Annotated in this window: 18 protein-coding genes and 1 pseudogene; 1 reads left to right on the plus strand and 18 read right to left on the minus strand. The window is 64.7% G+C overall.

The features are described 5' to 3' along the window. Positions 1-133: 133 nt before the first annotated feature. The 14 genes and pseudogenes from ACXJMY_RS13715 to ACXJMY_RS13780 all read right to left on the minus strand — a co-directional run bounded on the left by ACXJMY_RS13715 (position 134) and on the right by ACXJMY_RS13780 (position 17,880). A complete protein-coding gene (locus ACXJMY_RS13715; RefSeq protein WP_456619870.1) occupies positions 134-2,653 on the minus strand; it encodes a M56 family metallopeptidase in 2,520 nt (839 codons plus the stop codon). After that, the gene (locus tag ACXJMY_RS13720; protein ID WP_092185459.1) at positions 2,650-3,042 is read right to left on the minus strand and encodes a BlaI/MecI/CopY family transcriptional regulator; all 393 of its coding nucleotides are present in this window, start codon (positions 3,040-3,042) and stop codon (positions 2,650-2,652) included. The genes ACXJMY_RS13715 and ACXJMY_RS13720 overlap by 4 nt, the downstream gene beginning before the upstream one ends. 369 nt (positions 3,043-3,411) lie before the next feature. After that, positions 3,412-5,064 carry an NAD-dependent malic enzyme gene (locus ACXJMY_RS13725; RefSeq protein WP_456619871.1) on the minus strand — a complete coding sequence of 551 codons (1,653 nt, stop codon included), beginning with the start codon at positions 5,062-5,064 and terminating at the stop codon, positions 3,412-3,414. Positions 5,065-5,227: 163 nt separating this feature from the next. Continuing rightward, positions 5,228-6,223: a Bug family tripartite tricarboxylate transporter substrate binding protein gene (locus tag ACXJMY_RS13730; protein ID WP_456619942.1), complete on the minus strand. Its 996-nt coding sequence runs from the start codon at positions 6,221-6,223 to the stop codon at positions 5,228-5,230. Positions 6,224-6,327: 104 nt separating this feature from the next. After that, positions 6,328-8,664, minus strand: coding sequence for a mechanosensitive ion channel domain-containing protein (locus ACXJMY_RS13735; RefSeq protein WP_456619872.1), 2,337 nt, complete (start codon positions 8,662-8,664; stop codon positions 6,328-6,330). A 710-nt stretch (positions 8,665-9,374) separates the two neighbouring features. After that, on the minus strand, positions 9,375-10,412 hold the full coding sequence (locus ACXJMY_RS13740; protein WP_456619873.1) for a patatin-like phospholipase family protein: 1,038 nt from the start codon (positions 10,410-10,412) through the stop codon (positions 9,375-9,377). Beyond that, positions 10,409-11,338 (minus strand): polyphosphate kinase 2 family protein, encoded by a 930-nt coding sequence (locus ACXJMY_RS13745; protein ID WP_456619874.1) that lies wholly within the window; start codon positions 11,336-11,338, stop codon positions 10,409-10,411. The genes ACXJMY_RS13740 and ACXJMY_RS13745 overlap by 4 nt, the downstream gene beginning before the upstream one ends. Beyond that, positions 11,307-12,318 (minus strand): annotated as a pseudogene (locus ACXJMY_RS13750) (branched-chain amino acid ABC transporter permease). The gene ACXJMY_RS13745 and the pseudogene ACXJMY_RS13750 overlap by 32 nt, the downstream one beginning before the upstream one ends. After that, on the minus strand, positions 12,315-13,196 hold the full coding sequence (locus ACXJMY_RS13755) for a branched-chain amino acid ABC transporter permease (RefSeq protein WP_027547894.1): 882 nt from the start codon (positions 13,194-13,196) through the stop codon (positions 12,315-12,317). Before ACXJMY_RS13755 ends, ACXJMY_RS13750 begins: the two are co-directional and overlap by 4 nt. Before the next feature lie 25 nt (positions 13,197-13,221). Next, positions 13,222-13,926, minus strand: coding sequence for an ABC transporter ATP-binding protein (locus ACXJMY_RS13760; RefSeq protein WP_456619875.1), 705 nt, complete (start codon positions 13,924-13,926; stop codon positions 13,222-13,224). Positions 13,927-13,929: 3 nt separating this feature from the next. Next, positions 13,930-14,697: an ABC transporter ATP-binding protein gene (locus ACXJMY_RS13765; RefSeq protein ID WP_456619876.1), complete on the minus strand. Its 768-nt coding sequence runs from the start codon at positions 14,695-14,697 to the stop codon at positions 13,930-13,932. Between the two features lie 15 nt (positions 14,698-14,712). After that, complete coding sequence (locus tag ACXJMY_RS13770) at positions 14,713-16,023, minus strand: ABC transporter substrate-binding protein (protein ID WP_456619877.1); 1,311 nt, start codon at positions 16,021-16,023, stop codon at positions 14,713-14,715. Between the two features lie 95 nt (positions 16,024-16,118). Beyond that, positions 16,119-16,823, minus strand: a complete 705-nt coding sequence (locus tag ACXJMY_RS13775) for an NUDIX hydrolase (protein ID WP_456619878.1) — start codon at positions 16,821-16,823, stop codon at positions 16,119-16,121. Between the two features lie 28 nt (positions 16,824-16,851). After that, positions 16,852-17,880 carry an ABC transporter substrate-binding protein gene (locus ACXJMY_RS13780; RefSeq protein WP_456619879.1) on the minus strand — a complete coding sequence of 343 codons (1,029 nt, stop codon included), beginning with the start codon at positions 17,878-17,880 and terminating at the stop codon, positions 16,852-16,854. Between the two features lie 139 nt (positions 17,881-18,019). Between ACXJMY_RS13780 and ACXJMY_RS13785 the strand changes: the two genes are divergently transcribed. After that, positions 18,020-18,469, plus strand: a complete 450-nt coding sequence (locus ACXJMY_RS13785; protein WP_456619880.1) for a cupin domain-containing protein — start codon at positions 18,020-18,022, stop codon at positions 18,467-18,469. Between the two features lie 56 nt (positions 18,470-18,525). On the opposite strand, the gene ACXJMY_RS13790 is transcribed toward ACXJMY_RS13785, so the two are convergent. Genes ACXJMY_RS13790 through ACXJMY_RS13805 form a run of 4 tightly spaced genes read right to left on the minus strand, consistent with a single transcriptional unit; the run spans position 18,526 to position 21,795 of the window. After that, entirely contained in the window at positions 18,526-19,299 is a 774-nt protein-coding gene (locus tag ACXJMY_RS13790) for an anti-sigma factor family protein (protein WP_456619881.1), read from the minus strand. Then, positions 19,296-19,814, minus strand: a complete 519-nt coding sequence (locus tag ACXJMY_RS13795; protein ID WP_456619882.1) for a sigma-70 family RNA polymerase sigma factor — start codon at positions 19,812-19,814, stop codon at positions 19,296-19,298. Before ACXJMY_RS13795 ends, ACXJMY_RS13790 begins: the two co-directional genes overlap by 4 nt. A 40-nt stretch (positions 19,815-19,854) precedes the next feature. Next, positions 19,855-21,324, minus strand: a complete 1,470-nt coding sequence (locus ACXJMY_RS13800; RefSeq protein ID WP_456619883.1) for a YncE family protein — start codon at positions 21,322-21,324, stop codon at positions 19,855-19,857. Positions 21,325-21,333: 9 nt separating this feature from the next. Further along, the gene (locus ACXJMY_RS13805) at positions 21,334-21,795 is read right to left on the minus strand and encodes a DUF305 domain-containing protein (protein WP_441232493.1); all 462 of its coding nucleotides are present in this window, start codon (positions 21,793-21,795) and stop codon (positions 21,334-21,336) included.

The raw sequence follows: 21,795 nt of genomic DNA on the forward strand, positions 1-21,795 counted from the left end.
CGACCGGCGTCGGCATAGGCTACGATATGTAATGCTACAAAACGTAGCATTACATGTGCACCCTCGCAAGCGGAGATTGAGAAGTGGCGGTCAAGACCTCGGGAGCGGCGGCAGACGGCGGCCGCAGCCGTCCCTAGAAATTCGGCCCAAGCGCGATCTTGGTGATCGTGCCGTTCCTGACACCGATGCGCCATTCCGCCGAGCCGTTGGCGAACTGGGCGATGTAGATGTCGCTGTCGAGCGCGGTGACGCCGCGGAACGAGACCGCGCGCAACGCGCCGAGCCGCGCCAGGATCGCCTGATCGAATGGAAGCTGCTGCCGCGTGATGTCCGCGACCTCCGACGTCATGTGATCGTAGTCGGGCTGCCCCTTGCCGACGCCTTCGATATAGCGGCGCAGCATCTCCTCGCCATTGGCGATCGGAACGGCGCGGCGCGCGGCGCGTCCCGGCTTTGCGCCGAGGCTCAAAGCCTCGACGTTGTGGAAGCGCGTCTGCCGGCCCGGTATCAAGACCTCAAGACAACGCCCCGACTTGTCGGCGATCACCCAGGGATTGTTCACGGTGGTCGTCGTCGCCCAGGACATGTTCGGCCTGACCACGCTCTGCGTCTTGCGATTGCCGTCCGCATCGAGATTGAAGACACGGATGTCGTCGGCCATCTCGTTGTAGACCATGATCCGGATCGGCGAGGTGCCGGCGCGACCGCGCACATTCGCCTCCTCGGCGCAAGGCACGATGCCGCCGAGCTCGTCATTGCCGTCGGCCCGGAAGATCACATCACCGGCCTTGCCGTCGGGCTCGAGCAGCAGGCGGAATTCAGCCGTGCCGTTCTCGAACTTGGCGCCATAGATGTCGTAGCCGCCGGGGCCGACACCGCGGAAGAAGATCGACTCGACCGGCCCGAGCGCCAGGAACGTCGCACGCGTTTCATCGAGCTGACGCTGGATCTTGGCAGCCAGCGGCGCGCTCATCCGCGCGTAGTTCGGCGTGCCCGCGCGCAGATCCTCGACCCCACGCAGGATCATCTCCTTGCCGCCGGCGACCGGAACCTGCTCGCGGAAGCGATCCGGCACTTCCGCGACACGGCGCGCGAAGTCGGCCTCGATCGCCTGCGCCGTCGCCGCATCGATCCGCGGCGCGAGGCGGGCGCCGAACACCGCATTCTGGACCAGCACGCGCGAGACCTTGGCCTGGTCGTCACGCAGGAAGATCAGGAGATTGTCGCCATGGATCGAGAAGACGTCGACACCTTCGGCGAGGAGCGCCGCCCGGCCCTGCACGGTTTCCTGCACCTGAAGCCGATCCCCGTCGCGGCGCACCGTGAGCACACGGTTCGGCGCGACCCTGTACCAGCCGACATATTGGTCGAGTGATACGGAATCGGTGGCCACCGTCGGCATCTCGGCGACGCGAACCGCGCGCACGTCACGGCCGTTCATGTGCAGCATCAGTTCGGAGGATCGGCGCTCCGCATCGAACGGGAACGTGATCTCGCCGGACGAGGCCGCGTAGGACGCCGTGCCATCATTGCCGACCGTCAGGCGCAGCCTGCGCTGCCCGGTGAGCTGCCCGTAGAGATCGTCGCCCTCGCGGAAGATCGCGAACACCGAGGCCGGGCCCATGGCATAGAAATTGACGAAGGGACGGTAGTGCTGGGCCGGCGCCTCGCCGAGGTCTCCAGCGAAAGGCGCCGGATCCGGCGTCCGATAGGCGATCATGCCGGCCGACACGATCATGGCCGGCACGATCGCAGCCGCGATCCACAGCCGCTTGCGCCAGCCAACCGCAACGGGCAGCGCCGCCGCCGCGATAATACGCTCGACGCGGGCACGCACGGTCGAGGCCCGCGCCATCGCGAGCTCCATCGGCCGCGGCTTCACGCCGGTTGCGACGTCGAGCAGGATTTCGGCATAGGACAGTCGGTCGTCGATCACCTCGATCGCCTGGGCATCGCTGATGATCTCGGCGAGCTCGGCAAGGCGCGCAAGCTGCCACCACGAGAACGGGCTGAACCAGAACACCGCGCGGTTGAGGGAGGCGAGCAAGAGGACGTAGAAGTCGCGATTGGCGACATGCGCGCTTTCATGCGCGAGCACGGCGAGACGCTTCTTCGTGTCCCAGCCGGCGAATTGCGGCGGCACCAGAATGGTCGAGCCGAAGGTCACGGGACCGCCGACGTCGTGGCTGACGCGCACGTCGGCATCGATCATTTTGGGGCCGCTCATCGGCTTTGCCGCCCGTGCCAGGCGCCAGGTCAGATAGAGGCCGATGGCGAGCCGCAACAGCAGCAGCCCAGCGACGCCGGCATAGACGATGGTGACCACCAGCCACCAATCGATCGACACAACACTTCTGGCGGGCGCCGCGATGGCAGCGCCGGCTGCGATCGGCAAAGCCGGCTGCGCTGTCTCCAGCATCGAAATATCGGCCGGCCAGAACTCGTCCGCGACCGGCACGGACAAGGGCAGCCGGGCGATGGTGAGCGTCGGCCAATGCATAACGAAGGGCATCGCCAACGACGCCAGAAGCACGACGACCCACGCCGTCATGTGGACGTGCGGATTGCGCACGCGAAACAGGTTGAGACCGAACCAAACGACGCCTCCCAGCACGAAGGAGCGTAGCGCCGCCTCAGCCAGAGTTGCGATCATTCTTTCTTCACTCCCCTCGCCTTCTTCGCCTTGGCCACCTGGTCGGCCAACGTGCGCAACTGCTGCTGGTCGAGCATCGCGTTGTCGACCATGCCGACGAGGACCTCCTCCATCGAGCCGTTGCAGAACCAGTCGACGATGCGCTGCACCGCCTTGGCGGCAACCCGCGAGCGCTCTTCGGCCGCGTGGTAGACATAGGTGCGTCCGTCCACGGTGTGGTTAGCATAGCCCTTTTCTTCGAGCCGGCGCAGCACCGTGCGGACGGTGGATTCCTTCAGACGCCGCGACAACCGTTCGCGCACCACCTCGGCCGTGACCGGACCATGGGCCCAAACCAATTGCATGACCTCGTGCTCGAGGTCGCCCAGTTCGGGCAAACGATCGTCCATGGCATCTGACCTTGCGGATTGAGTTCTTCTTGTAACGCTACAGACCGTCGCATATGCCACAGCGCCGCGCAACGGCGATTCCACCGGAAATGGTGGCGTGGGGCTGACCTAACGGGGGAGAGAAAGACACTTTCCGAGTCGGATGGTCTCTTGATCTGGCAGGCATGGTGCCTTGCCCCTCACCCGGATTGCTTCGCAATCCGACCTCTCCCCGCAAAGAGCGGGGAGAGGTTAAGAAGCGTCACCGCGAACGATGTGGCTGGTCATCCAACGTCAGGGACGCGCCACTCTCACGCTCCCTCGCCCCGTTCTTACGGGGAGAGGTGGGGTGAGAGGCTGCTTCCACACATTCGGATCGAACTGTGAGCCTCAGTACTTCGGCTCGTACATCTGCGATTGGACCAGGTCCTTGACGTCGTTGGGCGCGGGTCCGTCGGCCAGCCCGCGCTGATAGGCGACGTCTGCGACGGCGGCGGCGATGCGGACCGAGACCTCGCGGATTCGCGGCAATGCCGGATAGAGGCTGCCCTGCGCCAGGTCCTCCTTGCCGACGCAATCGGCAAGCGTATGGGCGGCGGCCATGAACATCTCGTCCGTCACCAGCCGCGAGCGGCTGGCGATGACGCCGAGGCCGACGCCGGGGAAGATGTAGGAGTTGTTGCCCTGGCGCGGCACGAAAGTGCGGCCGTTGAGCGTCACAGGGTCATACGGGCTGCCGCAGGCGAACAGCGCGCGGCCCTCGGTGTAGCGATAGGCATCCTCCGCCGAGCATTCGGCCTTCGAGGTCGGGTTGGAGAGCGCGAACACGATCGGCTGTTCGTTGAGCTCGGCCATCGCCTTGAGCACGTCGGGCGTGAAGGCGCCGCCGACCGCGGCGACGCCGATGATCGCCGTCGGCTTCAGCGTCTTGATCGCGGTGAGGAAATCGGCGATCGGGGCCTGGTCGGTATGCGCGTAGCGGAGCTTGTGGCCGGACAGGGCCGCCCGGCCGCTGACGACGAGGCCGCGGGAATCCACCAGCCAATTGCGCCGCAGCGCTTCGGCCTCCGTGGCGCCCTCCGCCATCATCGCGGAGACCACGAGATCGGCGATACCGGTCGCCGCCTCACCCGCCCCGAGGAACAGGATCTTCTGATCCCTGAGCTTGCCGCCGCTGACGCGCAAGCCTGAGAACAGGCCGGCAAGCGCCACCGCCGCAGTGCCCTGGATGTCGTCGTTGAAGACACAAGCTTCGTCGCGGTATTTGTGCAGCAGCTTGAACGCCGAGTGATTGGCGAAATCCTCGAACTGGATCAGCACACCTGGAAACGTTTTTCGCGCGGCCTGCATGAATTCGTCGACGAAGCTGTCGTAAGCCTCGCCCGTGAGGCGGCGCTCGCGCAGCCCGAGATAATAGGGATCGTTCAGGAGCTCTTCATTGTTGGTGCCGACGTCGAGCACGATCGGCAGGCAATGCTCGGGATGCACGCCGGCGCAGGCCGAATAGAGCGAGAGCTTTCCGACCGGAATGCCCATGCCGTTGGCGCCGAGATCGCCGAGGCCGAGGATGCGCTCGCCATCGGTCACGACGATGAGTTTTGCGGGATTGGGCCAGTTCTTCAGAATGTCCGCGATCTGGCCGCGATCGCGCGAGGAGATGAACATGCCGCGCGGCCGCTGGTAGATCAGGCCGTATTTCTGGCAGGCGAGCCCGACCGTCGGCGTGTAGATGATCGGCTGGATCTCGTCGATATTGTCGACGACGACGCGGAAGAACAGCGCCTCGTTGCGGTCATGCAGCGCGTTCAGCGCGACGAATTTTTCCAGATCGGTCGGCAACGTGCGCAAATTGACGAGCACGCGCTCGACCTGCGTCTCCATCGTCAGCACGCAAGGCGGCAGCAGGCCTCGCAAGCCGAGCGCATCACGCTCCGCTTCCGTGAAGGCGGTGCCCTTGTTGAGCAAGGGATCGCGCAGCAGCGTCATGCCATGCGCGGTCTCGGATGATGTCGAATGGGCGCTGACCCGGGCAGGTCTATTCACGAATTCCCCCAAGGAGTTTCTTATTGAACCGGCAAACATTGTCGGCCAGCGCTCCCTGGAGATCAAGGACGTTGCGATTCATGCATCGATTGTGATCTCGCACCGCAGCGAGGTTTTTGCGAAGGACAGCGACCAGCGCGACGCAAAAGTCACCGGCGCGGGGCTATTCCGGCTTGATATCGGCGGCCTTCACGATCGGCCACCATTTTTCGGTCTCGGCCTTCTGGAAGGCGCCGAGCGCTGCAGGCGATTGCTGCACCAGGGGCGGAATCTCCTGTCCCAATTCGGCAAAACGCTGCTTGACGGACGGATCGGCAAGCACCGCGACGATGGCCGCGTTGAGCTTTGTGACGATCTCCTTCGGCGTGTTCTTCGGCGCCCAGATGCCGTGCCAGTAGGAAATGTACAGGCCAGGCAGGCCCGCCTCGTCGACGGTCGGGATGTCCGGCGCAGACGCGAGCCGCGTCGGCGACGTCACCGCGAACGCCTTGATCGCACCGTTCTTGTACTGCGGCAGCGAGTTCGACGCCTGGTCGAACATGATGTCGATCTGCCCGGCCACGAGATCGATCATGGCCGGCCCCGCGCCACGGTAAGGTATGAACTGGAAGTCGGTGCCGGTCTTTTCCTTGAAAAAGACACCAGCGACATGCGCACCCGTGCCGGCGCCGGCGGTCCCGGCGGTGGCCTTGCCGGGGTTCTCCTTCAGCCAGGCGATCAGCTCCTTGAGATTGTCGGCCTTGAGCGTCTTCCTGCCGACGATGAGCTGCGTCCCCATCGCGATCATCGCGACCGGCTCGAAATCGGCGATCACGTCGTAGGGCAGCTTGAAGATCGCGCCGTTCAGCACATGCGTGCCCCAATGGCCGATCGTGATCGTCGTGCCGTCAGGGGCCGCGCGCGCGACGCGGGCACCGGCGATGCTGCCGGAGGCGCCGGCGACGTTCTCGACCACAATCGTCGTGTGCAGCTCGGCGGCGATCCGCTCCGACAGGATGCGCGCCAGCGTGTCGGTTGGGCCGCCTGCCGCGAACGGCACCACCAGGGTGATGGGGCGCGACGGAAACGGCTGAGCGCTCGCCGGCGCGGCCCACGCACACCCGAGCAACGCGCAAATGACGATCGCATGACCGCGCAATCCGGCCCACAGCCCCCGCACCATTCTCTCCCACCCTTTTTGTCGCCCGCATGTTGTCAGCGGTTTTGGAGCCGGAGTGAACGCTGCCGGATGGGCCAAGGCAAGCGGGAAGTTGGTCGAAACGGCTACCCGGCTGCGCGCCGTGGCGTCAGGTTCGTGGCCGCATCGGCCGGCGACGGGATCTGCATCAGGATGGTCTGGGTGGCGGAAGCGACCTCGATGCCATTCTGCTGGAAGCGCAGCTTCATGCGGCGGTTGAATTCGCGCTGCACCGGCCAGCGACCGGCCTCGGTGCAGCGGATCTGGCCGACGATCGACACCATCGCGCCATCGACCTTGTCGATCCCCCAGAGCTCGAGGTCGCCACGGATCACGCCGCGGAACTCAGGCTCGCGACGCATCTCGTCGACGATGTCCTTGAGTATCTGGCCGGCGCGGTCGGTGTCCTCCTTGTAGGCGACGTTGACGCTCACGGAGGCGTTGCCGGCGCCGCGGCTGGCATTGGTGATGGTCGTCACCGCGCTGAACGGCACGATGTGCACGGCGCCGTCGCCGGCGCGCAGGCGGATGGTGCGGATCGAGACGTTCTCGACCACGCCGGAGAGACCGGAGACGCTGACATTGTCGCCGACCTGGACCGTGTTCTCCAGCAGCAGGAACAGGCCGGTGATGAGATCCTGCACCAGCTTCTGCGAGCCGAAGCCAATGGCGATGCCGACAATGCCGGCGCCTGCGAGCAGCGGTGCGACGTTGACGCCGATCTCGCTGAGCGCGGTGAGGCCGACGACGGTCGCGATCAGGCACAATAGCGCTGTCCGCAGCATCGGCTGGAACGTGCGCAGCCGCGCGGCGCGGGCATAGTGTCCGTCACGCGACAGCGTATTGATCTGGCGGTCCAGCAGCGCATTGGCGGCCTCCCAGATCGCAGCCGCGATGCCTGCGGCGAGAGCGATCGTCACCACCGCCGAGATCAGCCGTCCGCCGATCTGGCCGCCATAGAACCAGACGATGGCGTCGACGCCCCAGACTTCGAGCACGGCCACAAGGCCGATGAAGGCGATGATGCCGGAGACGATCCTGCGCAGCAGCGGCAGATAGCGGTTGGCGCGGATCTCGAGGCCCGGGAAGCGCTGGAGGATCTCGGGATTGATGCGGAAGCCGCGGTCGATCAGGCTCAGCGTCACCATGATGGCGACGCGCGTGATCAGCGCCACCACGATGGTGCCGACGAAATATTGCAGCAGCAGCGAATAGCCGTTGCGGATGTTCAGCGCCCAGACCGCCCACAGCGCGATGTCGAGCGCGATCGCAAGATAGTGCCAGCCGCCGGCGATGCGGTTGCGCAGGCGCGCCGCGATGCCCTGCCGGTCGGCCGGTGCGCGAATGGCTTCGGCCACCTGGCGGCGGCATTGCAGGATGATGACGACGATGAAGAGATGCACGATCAGCATCACCATGCGCAGCAGCGCTGCGTAACCGGTACGATGCAGGCCGAGCAGCAGCGCCACATTGGCAAAGGCGATGCCGGAGACGCCGACGCCGACGATGCGGCGCGCCCAGATCTCGACATAGGCCGCGGTCTCGGCGCGCACCGGGAACAGGCCGAACGGCCCCGCCAGCGCACGGACGACGCAGATGAGCCCGCGCGAGAACGCATAGGCGTTGACGACCGCGAGGATCACGAGGCGAACGGTCGCGGGCTCACCGATCTCCGTTCCGAGCAGCGCAGTCGCCGCGCCGACGAAGACGAACACCGGCAGCAGCTCGAGCACGAGGCGGCCGAGCACGAAGGGCAGCCGGAGCAGCAACTGCCAGACCCGCGCCAGGCTGTGACGGCGCTTGTGCAGTTCAGGTTCGGGAGTGACGTCGGCTGCGGATGACGGCGGATCGGCGATGGGCAGCGCCTGCGCCGGCAGGCGCGCGGTTTGCGGCACGCGTCCTTCCAGGAACGCGACCGGACGCCGGACCAGGCGGAAGATCACCCACTCCGCCGCGAGCGCGCAGCCGAACACCAGCGCCAGCTTCCAGGCGATCTCGATCAGGAGATTGTAGGCTGCGGGATCATTCGCGGTCCGTACGATCCAGTAATAGAAGGCCGGAAAATGCGTGATGGTCCGCGCCATATCGGCGATATCACGCGAGATCTCGCCGATCTCTTCGGACACCGTGAGCAGGAGCTGAGCGCCAAGGCCGTCGGCCGAGAGCGGGATCGGCGATTTCTGCTCGGGCTGCGGCGCAGGCTGTGGTTGACCAGGCACATTCGCGATCGCGCGCAACGTGTCGATCATCTGAGCGCGCTTCTTGTCGTCCTGGAGCGTTTCCAGCGCACGCCTGGCCTCGTCAGGCGACAGCGCGGCAGCACTCTTGGCGGCCGGCGCAGGCTGCTCCGCGTGGACGCCGGCGAGAGACGAGATCATGAGGAAGAAAGCGGCAAGAAGCGCCGGAGCCAGCTTATGCGACACGAGGATTCCCTGAAAAAATAGATGCGTCCCGGCGGAGTCGGAATCGTCACCGCCGAAACGCATGCGTCATGTCGGATTGGTGTTATTCGCCCGCGTCCTGTGTCGGAAGTTTGCCGATGAGACGACAATCTCTTGGCATTTGCCGCAAAGCAGGATCGGGAACCCCGGCGCAGCGCGGCCCCGAACTGAAATGCGGTGCGGGCAAAGGGCCACTCCCGTCATTTCGGGACTCGACCCGCAATGACGGTGAAGAGGAAACCAGGGTGTCAAAAGCGCCCGCCCCTGCGGCCTCGTTGCAGCCATCGGCACGATGAGGGTGCTGCAAACAGCACAGCGCCGGGCAGGTAGGGGCCATGCCTAACTGATGCAGCCCTCTAAGCCTTTACCCGGCGTGCCGTTCGCGGTTTTTGCCGCTATGCGATAGTCCGAACGAGCTCCATCGCACTTAACGCGGCTGGATCTGCGGAGGTGGTGTCATAGACCTCCCCTTGCTCATGAGGTGGACGTTACGCGTCGCTTTTCGCGACCATCGGGATGGTCCTCCCGTGACACAAAAGTGTCAAGCGGGATCAAGGGCCCAACGATCACAATTGAAAGTGCGAGTTCCGCGCGCATCGACACAACGGATCATGGATTTCCGGCTTCGACGGGCCTGCAACTCAATGCAGTTCGCCGCGCTCATTGCCGGCCTTAAGTCAAAGAAACTTGGGTCAAAGAAACATGTCGGTCAGATCGACCGTGGAGCAAGTGCCGACCCGGTCGAAATTCTGCGCCAGCCAGCTTCGCGCCGCCTCGCGTCCATCGTCGCGCAGCCGGCACAACAGGCTCCATTCGGGATGAAACTGCGTGGCGGTGCCGAGCTGCGACATCAATTGGTCGTTGCCGATCCAGTGCATGAACATGCGGCTGTGCCTGTTGCTGTCGAGCTCGCCATTGTCGATCAGCTTCGTGGCAAAGGCGATCGCGCGCATTTCGCGCATCAGCGATGAATTGAAGCTGATCTCGTTGATGCGGTGGAGGATGTCCGCCGCGCTCGCCGGCAGTTCGTCGCGCCGGATCGCGGTGACCTGGACGATGATCACGTCGTGGCTCCCCCTGCGATAGATCAGCGGATAGATCGCGGGATTGCCGAGATAGCCACCGTCCCAATAGTGCTCGCCGTCGATCTCGACCGCCTGGAAATAAGGCGGCAGGCAGGCCGAGGCGAGCACGGCGTCCGGGCTGAGCACGGGCGTCTGGAACACCTTGAGCTTGCCGGTCCGGACATTGGTGGCGTTGAGAAAGAGCTGCGGCGCGTCCGGCGAGGAATTGAGCCGATCGAAATCGATCACGCGTTGCAGCAGCGACCTCAGCGGATTGAAATGAAAGGGATTGAGCAGGTTCGGCGGGACCGTATGGGTCAGGGTGTGGATGAAGGCGTGGACCGGGTGATATTCCGGCGGCAGCTTCAGCGCCTGGATCCACTGGTTGAGCGGCGAGAACAGGTCGTAGACCAGGTCCATCCGCGACACCTCGTGCCAGAACGCGTGCAGATTCTGCCGCGCGGCATCCGGCCCGCCATTGGCCATGCCGGAGGCCAGCGCCACCGCATTCATCGCGCCGGCGCTGGTGGCGCTGATCGCCTCGATCGCGAGCCTTCCGTCCTCGAGCACCTGATCGAGCACGCCCCAGACAAAGGCGCCGTGCGCGCCGCCGCCCTGCAGCGCGAAGTTGACGCTCTTCTGGTTCCTGGTTCCGTTACCCGTCACCGCGCCCGTTTCCTGCCTCCCTTCCCTTCCTGCTCCAGCGCCTTGCGCACTTCCTTGAATTCCTCCAGCGAGGCCTTGTCGGCGCGTGGAAAGCGCAAATCCAGCCGCTCGAGCGCCGCGTTGATCACCGAGCCGATGACGACACGCGCGAACCATTTGTGATCGGCGGGCACGACGTACCATGGCGCATGGGGCGTGGCCGTGTGGCGGACGATGTCCTGGTACACCGCCTGGTAGCGCGGCCACAGCGCGCGCTCCTTGATGTCGTCCATGGAGAACTTCCATTGCTTGGACGGATCCTCGAGCCGGTCGAGGAAACGCTCGCGCTGCTCCTCCTTGGAGACGTTGAGGAAGAACTTCAGAACCACCGTGCCATTGCGCGAGAGATAGCGCTCGAAGGCGGAGATGTCCTCGAACCGCTCCTTCCAGATGTTCTTGGTCACGAGTTTTGGCGGCAGCTTCTCCTTGGCGAGGATCTCCGGATGCACGCGCGTCACCAGGCATTCCTCATAATGGGAGCGGTTGAAGATGCCGATATGGCCGCGCTCCGGCAGGGCGACGGCGTGACGCCAGAGGAAATCGTGGTCGAGCTCCTTGCTGCTCGGCGCCTTGAAGGCATGGACCTCGCAGCCCTGCGGATTAATGCCCTCGAAGATCGCCTTGATCGCGGAATCCTTGCCGGCGGCGTCCATGGCCTGAAACACGATCAGCAGCGACCAGCGGTCCTGGGCGTAGAGCCTCTCCTGGAACTCGACGAGACGCTGCTTGTTGGCGTCGAGGATGACCTGCGCCTTTTCCTTGTCGAGGCCGCCCTTCTCGTCGGTCTTGTGCGCCTTGAGGCGAAACTTGCCGGATCCGTCATAGCGGAACGGCGTGATGAAAGGATCGAGTTGGTCAGCGAGCGGTTTCGAGGGCTTCTTGCTCATGAGCGCGGGGACACCTTGCGTTGCGGCTTCAATCGGTCGAGCACGCTACCAAGGATGCCCTTGGGAAGGAATATGATGAAAAGCACCAGCAGCACGCCGTAGACGAGGTTGTCCCAGCCGACCGCCTTGGTGCCGAAGCCGATGCGCAGGGTCTCCGCCAGCAGGATGGTGATGACGGCCCCGACGGTCGGGCCGAGCGAGACGAAGAGGCCGCCGACGATGGCCGCGAACACCATCTGGAGCGAGACCGCGATCCCGCTCACCGTGTCGGGCGTGATGAACATCTGGTACTGGCAATAGATCGCGCCCGCCAGCGCCGTCATCAGCGCGCTGATCAGCGTGATCTTCAGTTTCTCCGCGGTGACGTTGACGCCGGCGGCGGCAGCGGCGTCCTCGTCCTCCGAGATCGCCTCCAGCGCGTAACGGCTCATGCTGCGGTCGATCAGGTGCCAGACAATGATGCCCACGAGCCAGACCCCAAGCGCGATCAGGTACCAGGTCGTCTTGTCGTCGAATTGCAGCGCCAGCAGCTTGTTGCCGGACGCCCGGTTCGGCGTGTAGCCGAGCGAGCCGCCGGTGTAGTCGCGCGTGGCCGTGATGACCTGGAGCACGATGCCGGACAGCGCCAGCGTCACCAGCACGAAATAGTGCCCGGTGATGCGGAAGCGGAAGCAGGGATAGCCGACGATCAGCGCCAGCGCGCCGGCTGCGACCATGCCGACGGGAATGCCGATCCAGGGCGACCAGCCCAGATGATTCCACAGCAGCGCGGTGACATAGGCGCCGATCCCCATGAAGCCGCCATGGCCGAGCGAGACCAGGCCGAACCGTCCCATCATCGACCAGGACGTATAGGCGAACGACCAGATCAGGATCAGCACGAGGATATGCAGGTGATAGGGATCGCGATAGACGAAGGGCAGCGCGATCAGCGCCGCCAGTCCCGCCGCCCACGCCACAAGCCGGCCCTGCCCCATCATCGGCGCCTCGCAAGCAGGCCCGCGGGCCGGATGAACATCATGACGATGAAGAAGGCGAAGGCGAGCACGTAGCCCCATTCGAGGTCGGAGAACAGGCCGCCGAGCGAGATGATCTCGGCGAACACGAAGGCGGCGATGAAGCCACCGATGAAATTGCCTAAGCCCCCGAGCACGCAGATCAGGAAGGTGATCGGCCCGAACGAGAGGCCGACGAAGGGATGCACGTCATATTGCAGCACCAGCAGGCAGGCGGCGAGCCCGGCCAGCGCGCCGCCGAGCGCCGAGGTGATGAGATACATTCTCTTCGTATCGACACCCATCAGCGCCATGATCTGCCGGTCTTGCGAGATGGCGCGGATCGCGGTGCCGGTGAAGGTGCGCGTCATGAACAGGTAAACCGCGACCATGCCGACCAGCGCGGCCAGAAAGGACAGCAATCGCGCGTAACTGAAGTTCATGTCGCCGAAGGCGAGCACGGGCAGGCGGATGCCGAGATTGCGGAAGTCGATGCCGAAGGCGACGGTGGCAAAGCTCTGGAGCACGAACAGCACCCCGCCTGTCGCAAGCAGCTGGTTGATCGGCGGCGCGGTGAGCAGCGGCGCGATCACGAGGTAGTGCAGCGCGGCGCCGAGGATCGCGACGAGCAAAATGGTGAACGGCGCCGCAATGAAGTAGCTGAGGCCGTAATACTGCACGATGAAATACATGGCGTACATGCCGATCATCACAAGCTCGGCGTAGCAGATCCAGGTCACGTCGATGACGCCGAAGATCAGGTTCAGCCCGAGCGCGAGCAGCGCCAGCACGCCGCCGAGCAGGATGCCGTTGATGACGGCCTCGAGCAGGTAGATGTCGAAAATGTCCAAAAATGCTTGCATGCCTGCATGCCCCTCGCCCGCCCCTTCACACTCCGAGATAAGCTTCCTTGACCGTGTCGCTCGCCAGCATCTCGGCCGAGGTGCCGGACGCCCTGATCGTGCCGGCCTCGATCAGATAGGCGCGGTCGACGACGCGCAGCACCTGCTGCACGTTCTGCTCGACGATCAGCACGGTCAGCCCGCGCGCGCGGATCCGCTTGACCAGCTCGAACACCTGCTGCACCACGACCGGCGCCAGCCCTGCGGATGGCTCGTCGAGCAGCAAGAGCTTCGGATTCGACATCAGGGCACGGCCGATCGCGCACATCTGCTGCTCGCCGCCGGACATAGTGCCGGCCATCTGATGGCGGCGTTCCTTCAGGCGCGGGAACAGGTCGAACACGACGTCCAGCCGCTCGGCATAGTGGCCGCGCGCCTCCTTCATGAAGGCACCCATCTTGAGATTGTCGTCGACCGTGAGCTGCGGAAACAGCCGCCGGTTCTCCGGCACATGCGCAATCCCGAGGCTGACGATCCGGTGCGGCGGGGTCGCCACGACGTCGACACCTTCCATCGCGATCGATCCGCGCGACGGGCGGATCAGGCCGGAGATGACGCGCATGAGAGTGGTCTTGCCGGCACCGTTCGGGCCGATGACGCCGACCGCCTCGCCCGCCTTGACGTCGAGATCGACGTCGAACAGCGCCTGGAACGTGCCGTAACCGGCGCTGACGGAACGAAGCTCCAGCATCGGCTAGCCTCCCGCGCGGCGGCGCGCTTCGGCGGCCGCGGCCTGCGTCGTCTCGGCATCGGTGCCGAGATAGACCTCGATGACGCGCGGGTCGCCGGCAACCGCGCTCGGCAGCCCCTCCGAGATCTTCTCGCCGTGATCGAGCACCATCACGCGATCGACCACGCGCATCAGCACGCCCATGATGTGCTCGACCCAGATGATGGTGATGCCGAGCTCGTCACGGATGTTTCGCAGCATGTCGGCTGCCTGCTCCATCTCGGTATCGTCGAGGCCGCCGAGACTCTCGTCGGCGAGCAGCAGCTTTGGCGCGGTGGCGAGCGCCTTGGCGAGTTCGAGCTTCTTCAGGCCGGCCGCTCCCAGCCCGTCGACGCTGGCATGGCGGTCGGTCGGCAGGCCGACCATCGCGAGCGCACGCTCGGCCGCCTCATCTGCCTTGGTGCGGCTGTGGCGGCCCTGGCCGTAGAAGCCGGCGAGCGCCACGTTCTCGAAAATGGTCAGGCGGCGGAACGGCCGCGGAATCTGGAAGGTGCGGCCGATGCCACGGTTGATGATCCGGTGCGGCGCGAGGCCCGCGATTTCATGCCCGGAGAACAGGATCGATCCGGACGTCGGCGCCAGCGTGCCGGAGAGCATGTTGAAGATCGTGCTCTTGCCCGACCCGTTCGGGCCGATCAGGCCGAGGATCTCGCCCTGATCGACCCTGAACGACACGTTGTTGACGGCGGTGAAGCCGCCGAACCGCTTCACCAGTCCGCTGACTTCCAACACCGAAGCTCTCCGCCGCTACTGGTTGCTGTAGGTGGTGCCCTTCGGCAGCGGCAGCACGGCATCGCGCTGCGCCTGGCTCTTGGGCCACACCACATGGGACTTGTCGTCTAGATACTGGATGACGACCGGGAACGAGCGCTCGTTCTGCCCGGCCATCGGCGTGCCTTCGCCGTAGAACTTGACGCCGAAGCCGAGCATGGTGCCGCCCTCGGGAATATCGGTATCGAGCGCGGCCTTGCGCAGCGCATCGGGATCGACACCGCCGTATTTCTTGATCGCACGCGGCAATACGTCGGCCATGAAGACGTAGGTGTTGGACGCCCCGATGCCGACATGGGCGGAGCGAATGGCGACGCCCGGCCTGATCCTGTCGAACTCCTCGCCGACCATCTTGATCACAGGGGGCAGCTTTGGATCCATCGTCTTCTGGTTGGCAAGCCAGATCGAGATCGGATCGGCGTTGAAGATGTAGGTGGCGTCAGCGCCCATGCCCTCCTTCAACTTCTCATAGACGCCGTAGCCGGCACCATGCCCCATCAATGCGCCGAACTTCAGGCCCTGCTCGCGGGCCTGGCGCAACAGCAGCGTGATGTCGGGATTGTAGCCGGTGTGGAAGATCACGTCGGGCTTGGCGCGCTTCAGCTTGGTCACCAGCGCGGAGAGATCGGGCGCGGTCGCCGAATAGCCTTCCTTGAGCACGACGTTGAAACCCGCCTTCTTCGCGCCGGCCTCGTTGCCCTTGGAGACGTCGACGCCATAGGCGCCGTCCTCGTGGATGATGGCGACCCGCAGATCCTTCGGCTCCTTGTCGAACTTCGTCTTGGCATTCTGCGCGATGAAATCCATCGTCATCATGCCGAACTGGTCGCCACTCGCCTGCGGGCGGAACACGTATTTGTAGCCCTTCTCGTTGAACACGGCCGACGAGATGCAGGTCGTCATCCACATGAACTTCTTGAGCTGCTCGACACGGGCCGCGACCGGCACGCATTGCGCCGACGAGAAGAAGCCGAGCACCATGTCGACCTTCTCCTGCTCCAGCAGGCGGACGGATTCGTTGATGGCGATGTCGGGCTTGCTCTGCGCATCGGCATAGACTGCCTCGATCTTGTAGCCCTCGACGCCGCTCTTGGCGAAATGGTCGAGGATGATTTTTGCGCCGACATAGTTGAGTTCGGAGCCGCCGCCCGCGAGCGGGCCGGTCAGGTCGAACACCACGCCGATCTTGATCTTCTTCTCTTGGGCCTGGGCGGACGCCGCCAGGCTCGTCGCCGCGATTAGGACCATCAGCCCACGTACCAAACGGGCAGCCATGCGCACGCGCATCAAAACCTCCCTGGACGATTGTGCATTGCATTCTTCTTGCTTTTGCTTTTTTGCCCATCACATGGGCTGCGCGAAGCGATGTCAAGCCTCGCGCGTCAGCGCGAAGCGAACTGCTGCTCGACGAAGGCCGTGACAAATCGCGGCATGGACGGCGTGAGATCACTCATCCCGCGCACGAGATGAATGGCCGACAACTCCGGCTCGGCCTCACGCGCGAGATTGGCTTCGATCCGGGCGCGAACCACCTCGCCCGGCATGTCAAGGTTGAGCACCTGCATCATTGCAATCGTCGGCCCGGCGACGACGCAGTGCCAGTCCGGCTCGGCCCGGTAGTCGCCGGCGCTCAGGCCGGTTTCCTCGGCAATCTCGCGCACGACGCTGCCGGAAACGTCGAGCGCGCCGTCCCTGACGTCGTCGAGGTCAGGCGTCCCCGAGGGAAAATAGATGCGCCCCCCATTGGCGGTGTGGTGTGCCATCTCGCCCATCACGAAGGCGCCGTCGGAGGCGCGCAGCGCGCCCATGCCAAAACCGTTGAACACGGCAGGGTCGGGAAAGCCCCAATCGCGCCAGGCGAGGAAGCTTGCGAAATCCGTCTCGAAATAGGTCGCGGCGAGATGGCCGTCCGAGAACACGGCATCGCGACCCAGCAGGACGCGGCCGTTCCAGATCTTCGGCCGTTCGCGCTGGATCTCGGCGAAATGCGCCGCGATCTCGGCGCGCCGCTCCTCCGCGAACGGCCACACGATCGGGCGCACGGCAAGATCGAGCGTTGTGACGCGATGAATGACAGGTGACGTCATGACGCCGATGACCACGCCTTCACGTCAATTATTTGGCGTTCATCCCCGTGGTCTTCTTGGCCTGCTCGACGTACTTGTTGGTAAAAGTCTTGCTGACGTCGATCTTGGCGTTGGCCACGTCGGGCGAGCCGACGCTGAACACCGCGAGAACGGCGTCCGCGCCCTTCGGATCCATCCTGCCGGTCTCCGAGAACATCGGGATCGTGTTCCTGAGTGCAGCGAGATAGAGGTCCTTGTTCTTGCCGACCATCTCCTCCGGCATCTTCGCCATGATCTCCTCGGGCGAGTGCGAGTGAATCCAGGCGAGCGTGGCCAGCATCGCATTGGTGAGCGCCTGCACTTCCTTTTCGTGGCCGTTGACCCAGGCCGCGGTCGAATACAGCGCACCGCCCGGATATTCGCCGCCGAACGTCTCGAGCGTGTCCTTCTGGGTGCGGGTGTCGCTGAGGATGCGCAGGTCCTTGTGGCTGCCCTGGAGCACGGTGACGGAGGGATCGAGCATGACGGCCGCGTCGATCTGCCCCTGCTCCATCGCGGCGACCGCGGTGGCGCCGAGGCCGACCCCGATCACGGCGGTGCCGGCGGGATCGAGCCCGTTCTTCTTGAGCATGTATTTGAGGAAGAAGTCTGTGGAGGAGCCGGGCGCACTGACGCCGACCTTCTTGCCGGCGAGATCCTTGACCGACTTGATCTCGTTGGTGTGCGACGGCGAAACCACCAGCACGAGGCCGGGATAGCGGTCATAGACCACGAAGGACAGAAGCTCCTGCTTCTTGGCGGCGAGGTTGACGCAATGGTCGAAATAGCCGGAGACGACATCGGCGCTGCCGCCGAGCACGGCCTTGAGCGCATCCGAGCCGCCCTTGAGGTCGACCAGTTCGACATTGAGGCCGGCCTTGTCGTATTCGCCGAGCTGCTTGGCAAGCACCGTGGGCAGGTAGCACAGGCAGGCGCCGCCGCCGATCGCGACGGTTACCTTGCTTTGCGCCGCGGCAAAGCCGGTGGTGAGCGTCAGCGCGAGCAGCGCGCCGGCGAGCCTGGCAATCGTGTTCTTCATTGGTTTCCTCCGTTCGGCTGGCGGCACCATAGAGCAGCAGGACTGGCTTGAGAAGCACTGCCTAAGTGCGACTCGCCATCGGCCTTTTGACGCAATAGCATGCCCAAACAAGAACAATTCCTGATGGGGAGAATCTTCCATGAATCGCCTTGCTGCCGGACTGTCGATCGCCGCCGCCTTTGCCGCCGGATGCGGCGCAAACCAGTTGCTCCGGCCGGCGCTGGCCGCCGAGAACGTCACCGCGCAGATCATCCACACCGGCGAAATGGAGGGCGACGCGCTCGGGCCAGCCAACAATGTCGGCTACCGCTCAAAAATGTTCGCGAGCGCCGACGGCGCCACGGTCTCGATCCAGGTCGGCAATGTGCCCAAGCACATGCATCCCAACACCAACGAGATCCAGTACATCCTGGACGGAACCGGGACGATCTGGCTCGGCGACAAGGAGGTCACGGTGAAGCCCGGCGACCTCGTCATCATCCCGAAGGGCACGCCGCACGGCGGCACCAAGCCGATCAGCGGGCAGGTCAAGGCGATCGCGATCAAGACGCCGCCGCAGACGCCCGACGACACCAAGCTGCTGGATTGAGCATTCGCGCTGCCGGGCTCGCGCCGAAGCGCGGGCCCGTCCACTGAATGTCCGGGCTAGATCGGGCGCGCCTGCTTCCGGATCTCGTTCGCGATCGGCTTGAGCGTGTCCGTCGGAAGCTCGCCGACGAGCGTATAGCCCATGCCGCCGTCCGCCCAGGCGAAACCCGCGACATCACCGGTCGATTGCGGCAGCATCGGCGTATCCTGTCCACCGCGGCTCATCGGGCGCGTCAGCACCACAAGGCGATCGCCGCGATCGTCGTCGTACATGAACATCGCGGCCGGACCGTGCGAGGTCGCAACGAGACGCCCTCCCATTAGCCGATAGCCGGACACTGAAAGATCCGGCACCTTGACCGGCTGCTTCAGCCGGTTGGAGACCCATTGCGTGAGCTCGGCACTGTCGGACGCACGTATCTCGACCGGCCGCACGCGATCCGGCGCATAGACGCCGTAAGAGTAGGCCGCCTCCTGCGCCAATGCGGACAGTCCGTTCGAGCCATCCTGCAACAGGCTGCGCATGGTCCAGCCGCCGAGACCGCCGATGCTCAGGAGCAGCAGTGCCGCGATTGCCCACCATGCGTGCAAAGGGCGCCGCTTCCGGCTCTCGATCATGTGCGACAGGTTCAACTCGGCCGGCAATGGTTCATCGGCGATCGGCGCCAGCGCGCTGCGCAGCTGCTCGCGCTGGGCGGCAAAGGCCGCGACGCGCCCAGCGACATCCGGGTGATCGTCCAGGTAGGATGCGATCTCCGCACGACGCTCAGGCTCGAGCGCGTGGTCCACAAAGGCGTGGAGATCATCTTCCGTGATCGGCCGTTGGCTCATTTCATGCTCCGCAATGCCACGACGTTCCCCGGTGCAACGCCGTCCATCTCCTGCAGCAGCCGCTCCCGCGCCCGCGACAGGCGCGACATCACTGTCCCGACCGGGACCTTCAACACGTCCGCGGCGGCGGCGTAGGAAAGATCCTCGACTGCAACAAGCAACAACACAGCCCGCTGCTCCTGCGGCAGTCTCGCAAGCTTGTTCAGGACGTCCTGATAGATCAGCCCTTGCTCCTGCGCTGCCGCGCTGACAAGCTCGCGCTCGCCGGCATCGTCGATAGGCATATGCCTGCCCCGCGCTGTTGTCTGGCGAAATTGACTGACCGCCAGATTGTGGAGGATCGTGAACAGCCAGGCGCGCACGCTGCCGTCGCGCCGCTGATGCCAGCGGCCGACGGCCCGCTCCAGGCAATCCTGAACCAGATCGTCGGCGGCCGCGCGATCGCGCACGAGGGCGCGCGCATAGCGGCGGAGCGCGGGGATCAGTGGCTCGACCTGAACCAGCATGTCCTTCATGAGGCACTCCGCCTGCTCTTCGTTGCCGCCCGACGGTGCGTCATTGCGTCTCGATCTGGACCGCCTCGCCGGGCCCGGCCGCGTCTCCGGCGGCGATCACCAGGTATCGCTTTCCAGCCACGGCGGACTGATCGACGATCTGCCGGATCGGTCCGGCCGCGTTGACGATGGCCGATCCGGCCGGATTGGTCATGAACGCCGCCAATGGCTGTAACGGGCCGCTCCCGTCACTGCGTTCCGCCAGCGCCAGCACATATTTCTGCCTGGGCTCAAGTCCCGTCACCGAAGCCTGCAGGATCTGGATCAGGCCCTGGTCGAACAGCGAGACGCTGGTCGGCGCCTTTCCGTCCTTCGAACCGTCCCTGGATGCAAGCGCGAGATGAGCGACCTGGCCGGCAACGCCGAGGGCCTGCAAGTTCTGGCGGTCATCCGGATTGGGAGCCGCGCCTGGAACATAGGCGATGGCCTGTGGCGCCTGGCCGATCGGGACATTCGCCACCACGCTGTTGGTCGCGGTGTCGATCGCCGCGAGCGCGTCGGCGTTCTCGAGCCCGACATAGATGCGCGTGCCGTCGCCGGACGGCCACACGCCGTGCGGCAGATTGCCGACCGGGATCGTCGCGACTTGCGAGAAATCGTCGGTGCGGAACACCTTCACCTGGTTCAGGCCACCGATGGTGACGTAGGCAAATGTCCCCCTGGCAGTGTGCGCGAAATTGACGTGGTTGGTGATCGGACCGGTATCGATCGTCTTGATCGGGTTGAACGGCGGCCTGGCGTTGAACACCTGCGTCCTGCCCGTATCCTTCAGCGTGAACCAGACCTGGTTTCCATCCGGCGTCACCGCGATGTTCGGGCAGAACGGGCTCTCCTGCTTCACCTTGGCGATGATCTTGTGCTCGGCGACCGCGACGACGTCGGTCTCGGGATTGAAGGACGAGCAGATGTAGGCGTATTTGCCGTCGGGTGAAAACATCTGCATGCCCGGCCCGCTGGGGGTGGTGATGCGGCTCTTTTCCTCAAAGCTCCGCGGGTCGATCACGGAGATGTAGTTTTCGCCACGAACGGTGACCCATACTTCCTTGCCGTCCGGCGTGAAGAACGCCTCGTGCGGCGACCGTCCGATATAGGTCGTGTGCTTGACCGCATTGGTTGCGGTGTCGATGAAGGTGACCGAGTTTGAGCCGATCGACACCACGGCAAGCGTCTTGTGATCGGGCGAAAAGCCCATGCCGTGCACGAGAACCTGGCCCTTGTAGAGCGGGCTGAAATTGCCAGGCTGCGGGTCGCCGAGCCGGATCACCCCAAGCAGCTTGTTATCGACCGGGTCGGTCACCGAGACCGTGTTCGAGAACTGCTCCGCGGCATAGACGCGGTCGTGATGGCTGATCGGAATATCAGGCGCGGACAGCGCGCCCGGCGCCTGCCCTGCCCACGCGGCGGAACCGGTTGCAAGCATGGTGGCCGCCAGGAAGATGCTCTTCCCGATGCTGCTTCTCGACGTCTTCATGTGGGGCTCCTACTTCTTCATTCCGGCGGACATGTCCATCTGCATGCCCGGGTGATGATGGACGCTTGCAACGGGGCCGGACGGCGGCTGGGTCGGAGCGGGCGTCGTATCGGTTGCCGGTTCGCCGATCGCGAGCTTCATGGCCGCGATCTCCTGCATCTGGTCGACGATGATTTCCTGGGCGATGCGCCGCAACTGCTCGTTCTTGCCGTAGCGCAATTCGATGACCGCCATGTCGATCGCACCCTGATGATGCGGATTCATCATCGCGACGAAGTCGCGATCGACGTCGCCGGTCGGCTTGGCCGCCATGTCGTTCATCATCTTGGCCATGGCGGATTCGTTTTCTTCCAGGAATGCACGCTCCTCCGCGCTCAGCGCAGCCGGCGGGCTGGCCGGATGGGCTTCATGCGCGAATACGAGCGGAGGAATTGCGAAGGCGACGAGAATGCGCGCGCCGATGAGTGCCAT

Source organism: Bradyrhizobium sp. P5_C12 (assembly GCF_054049735.1).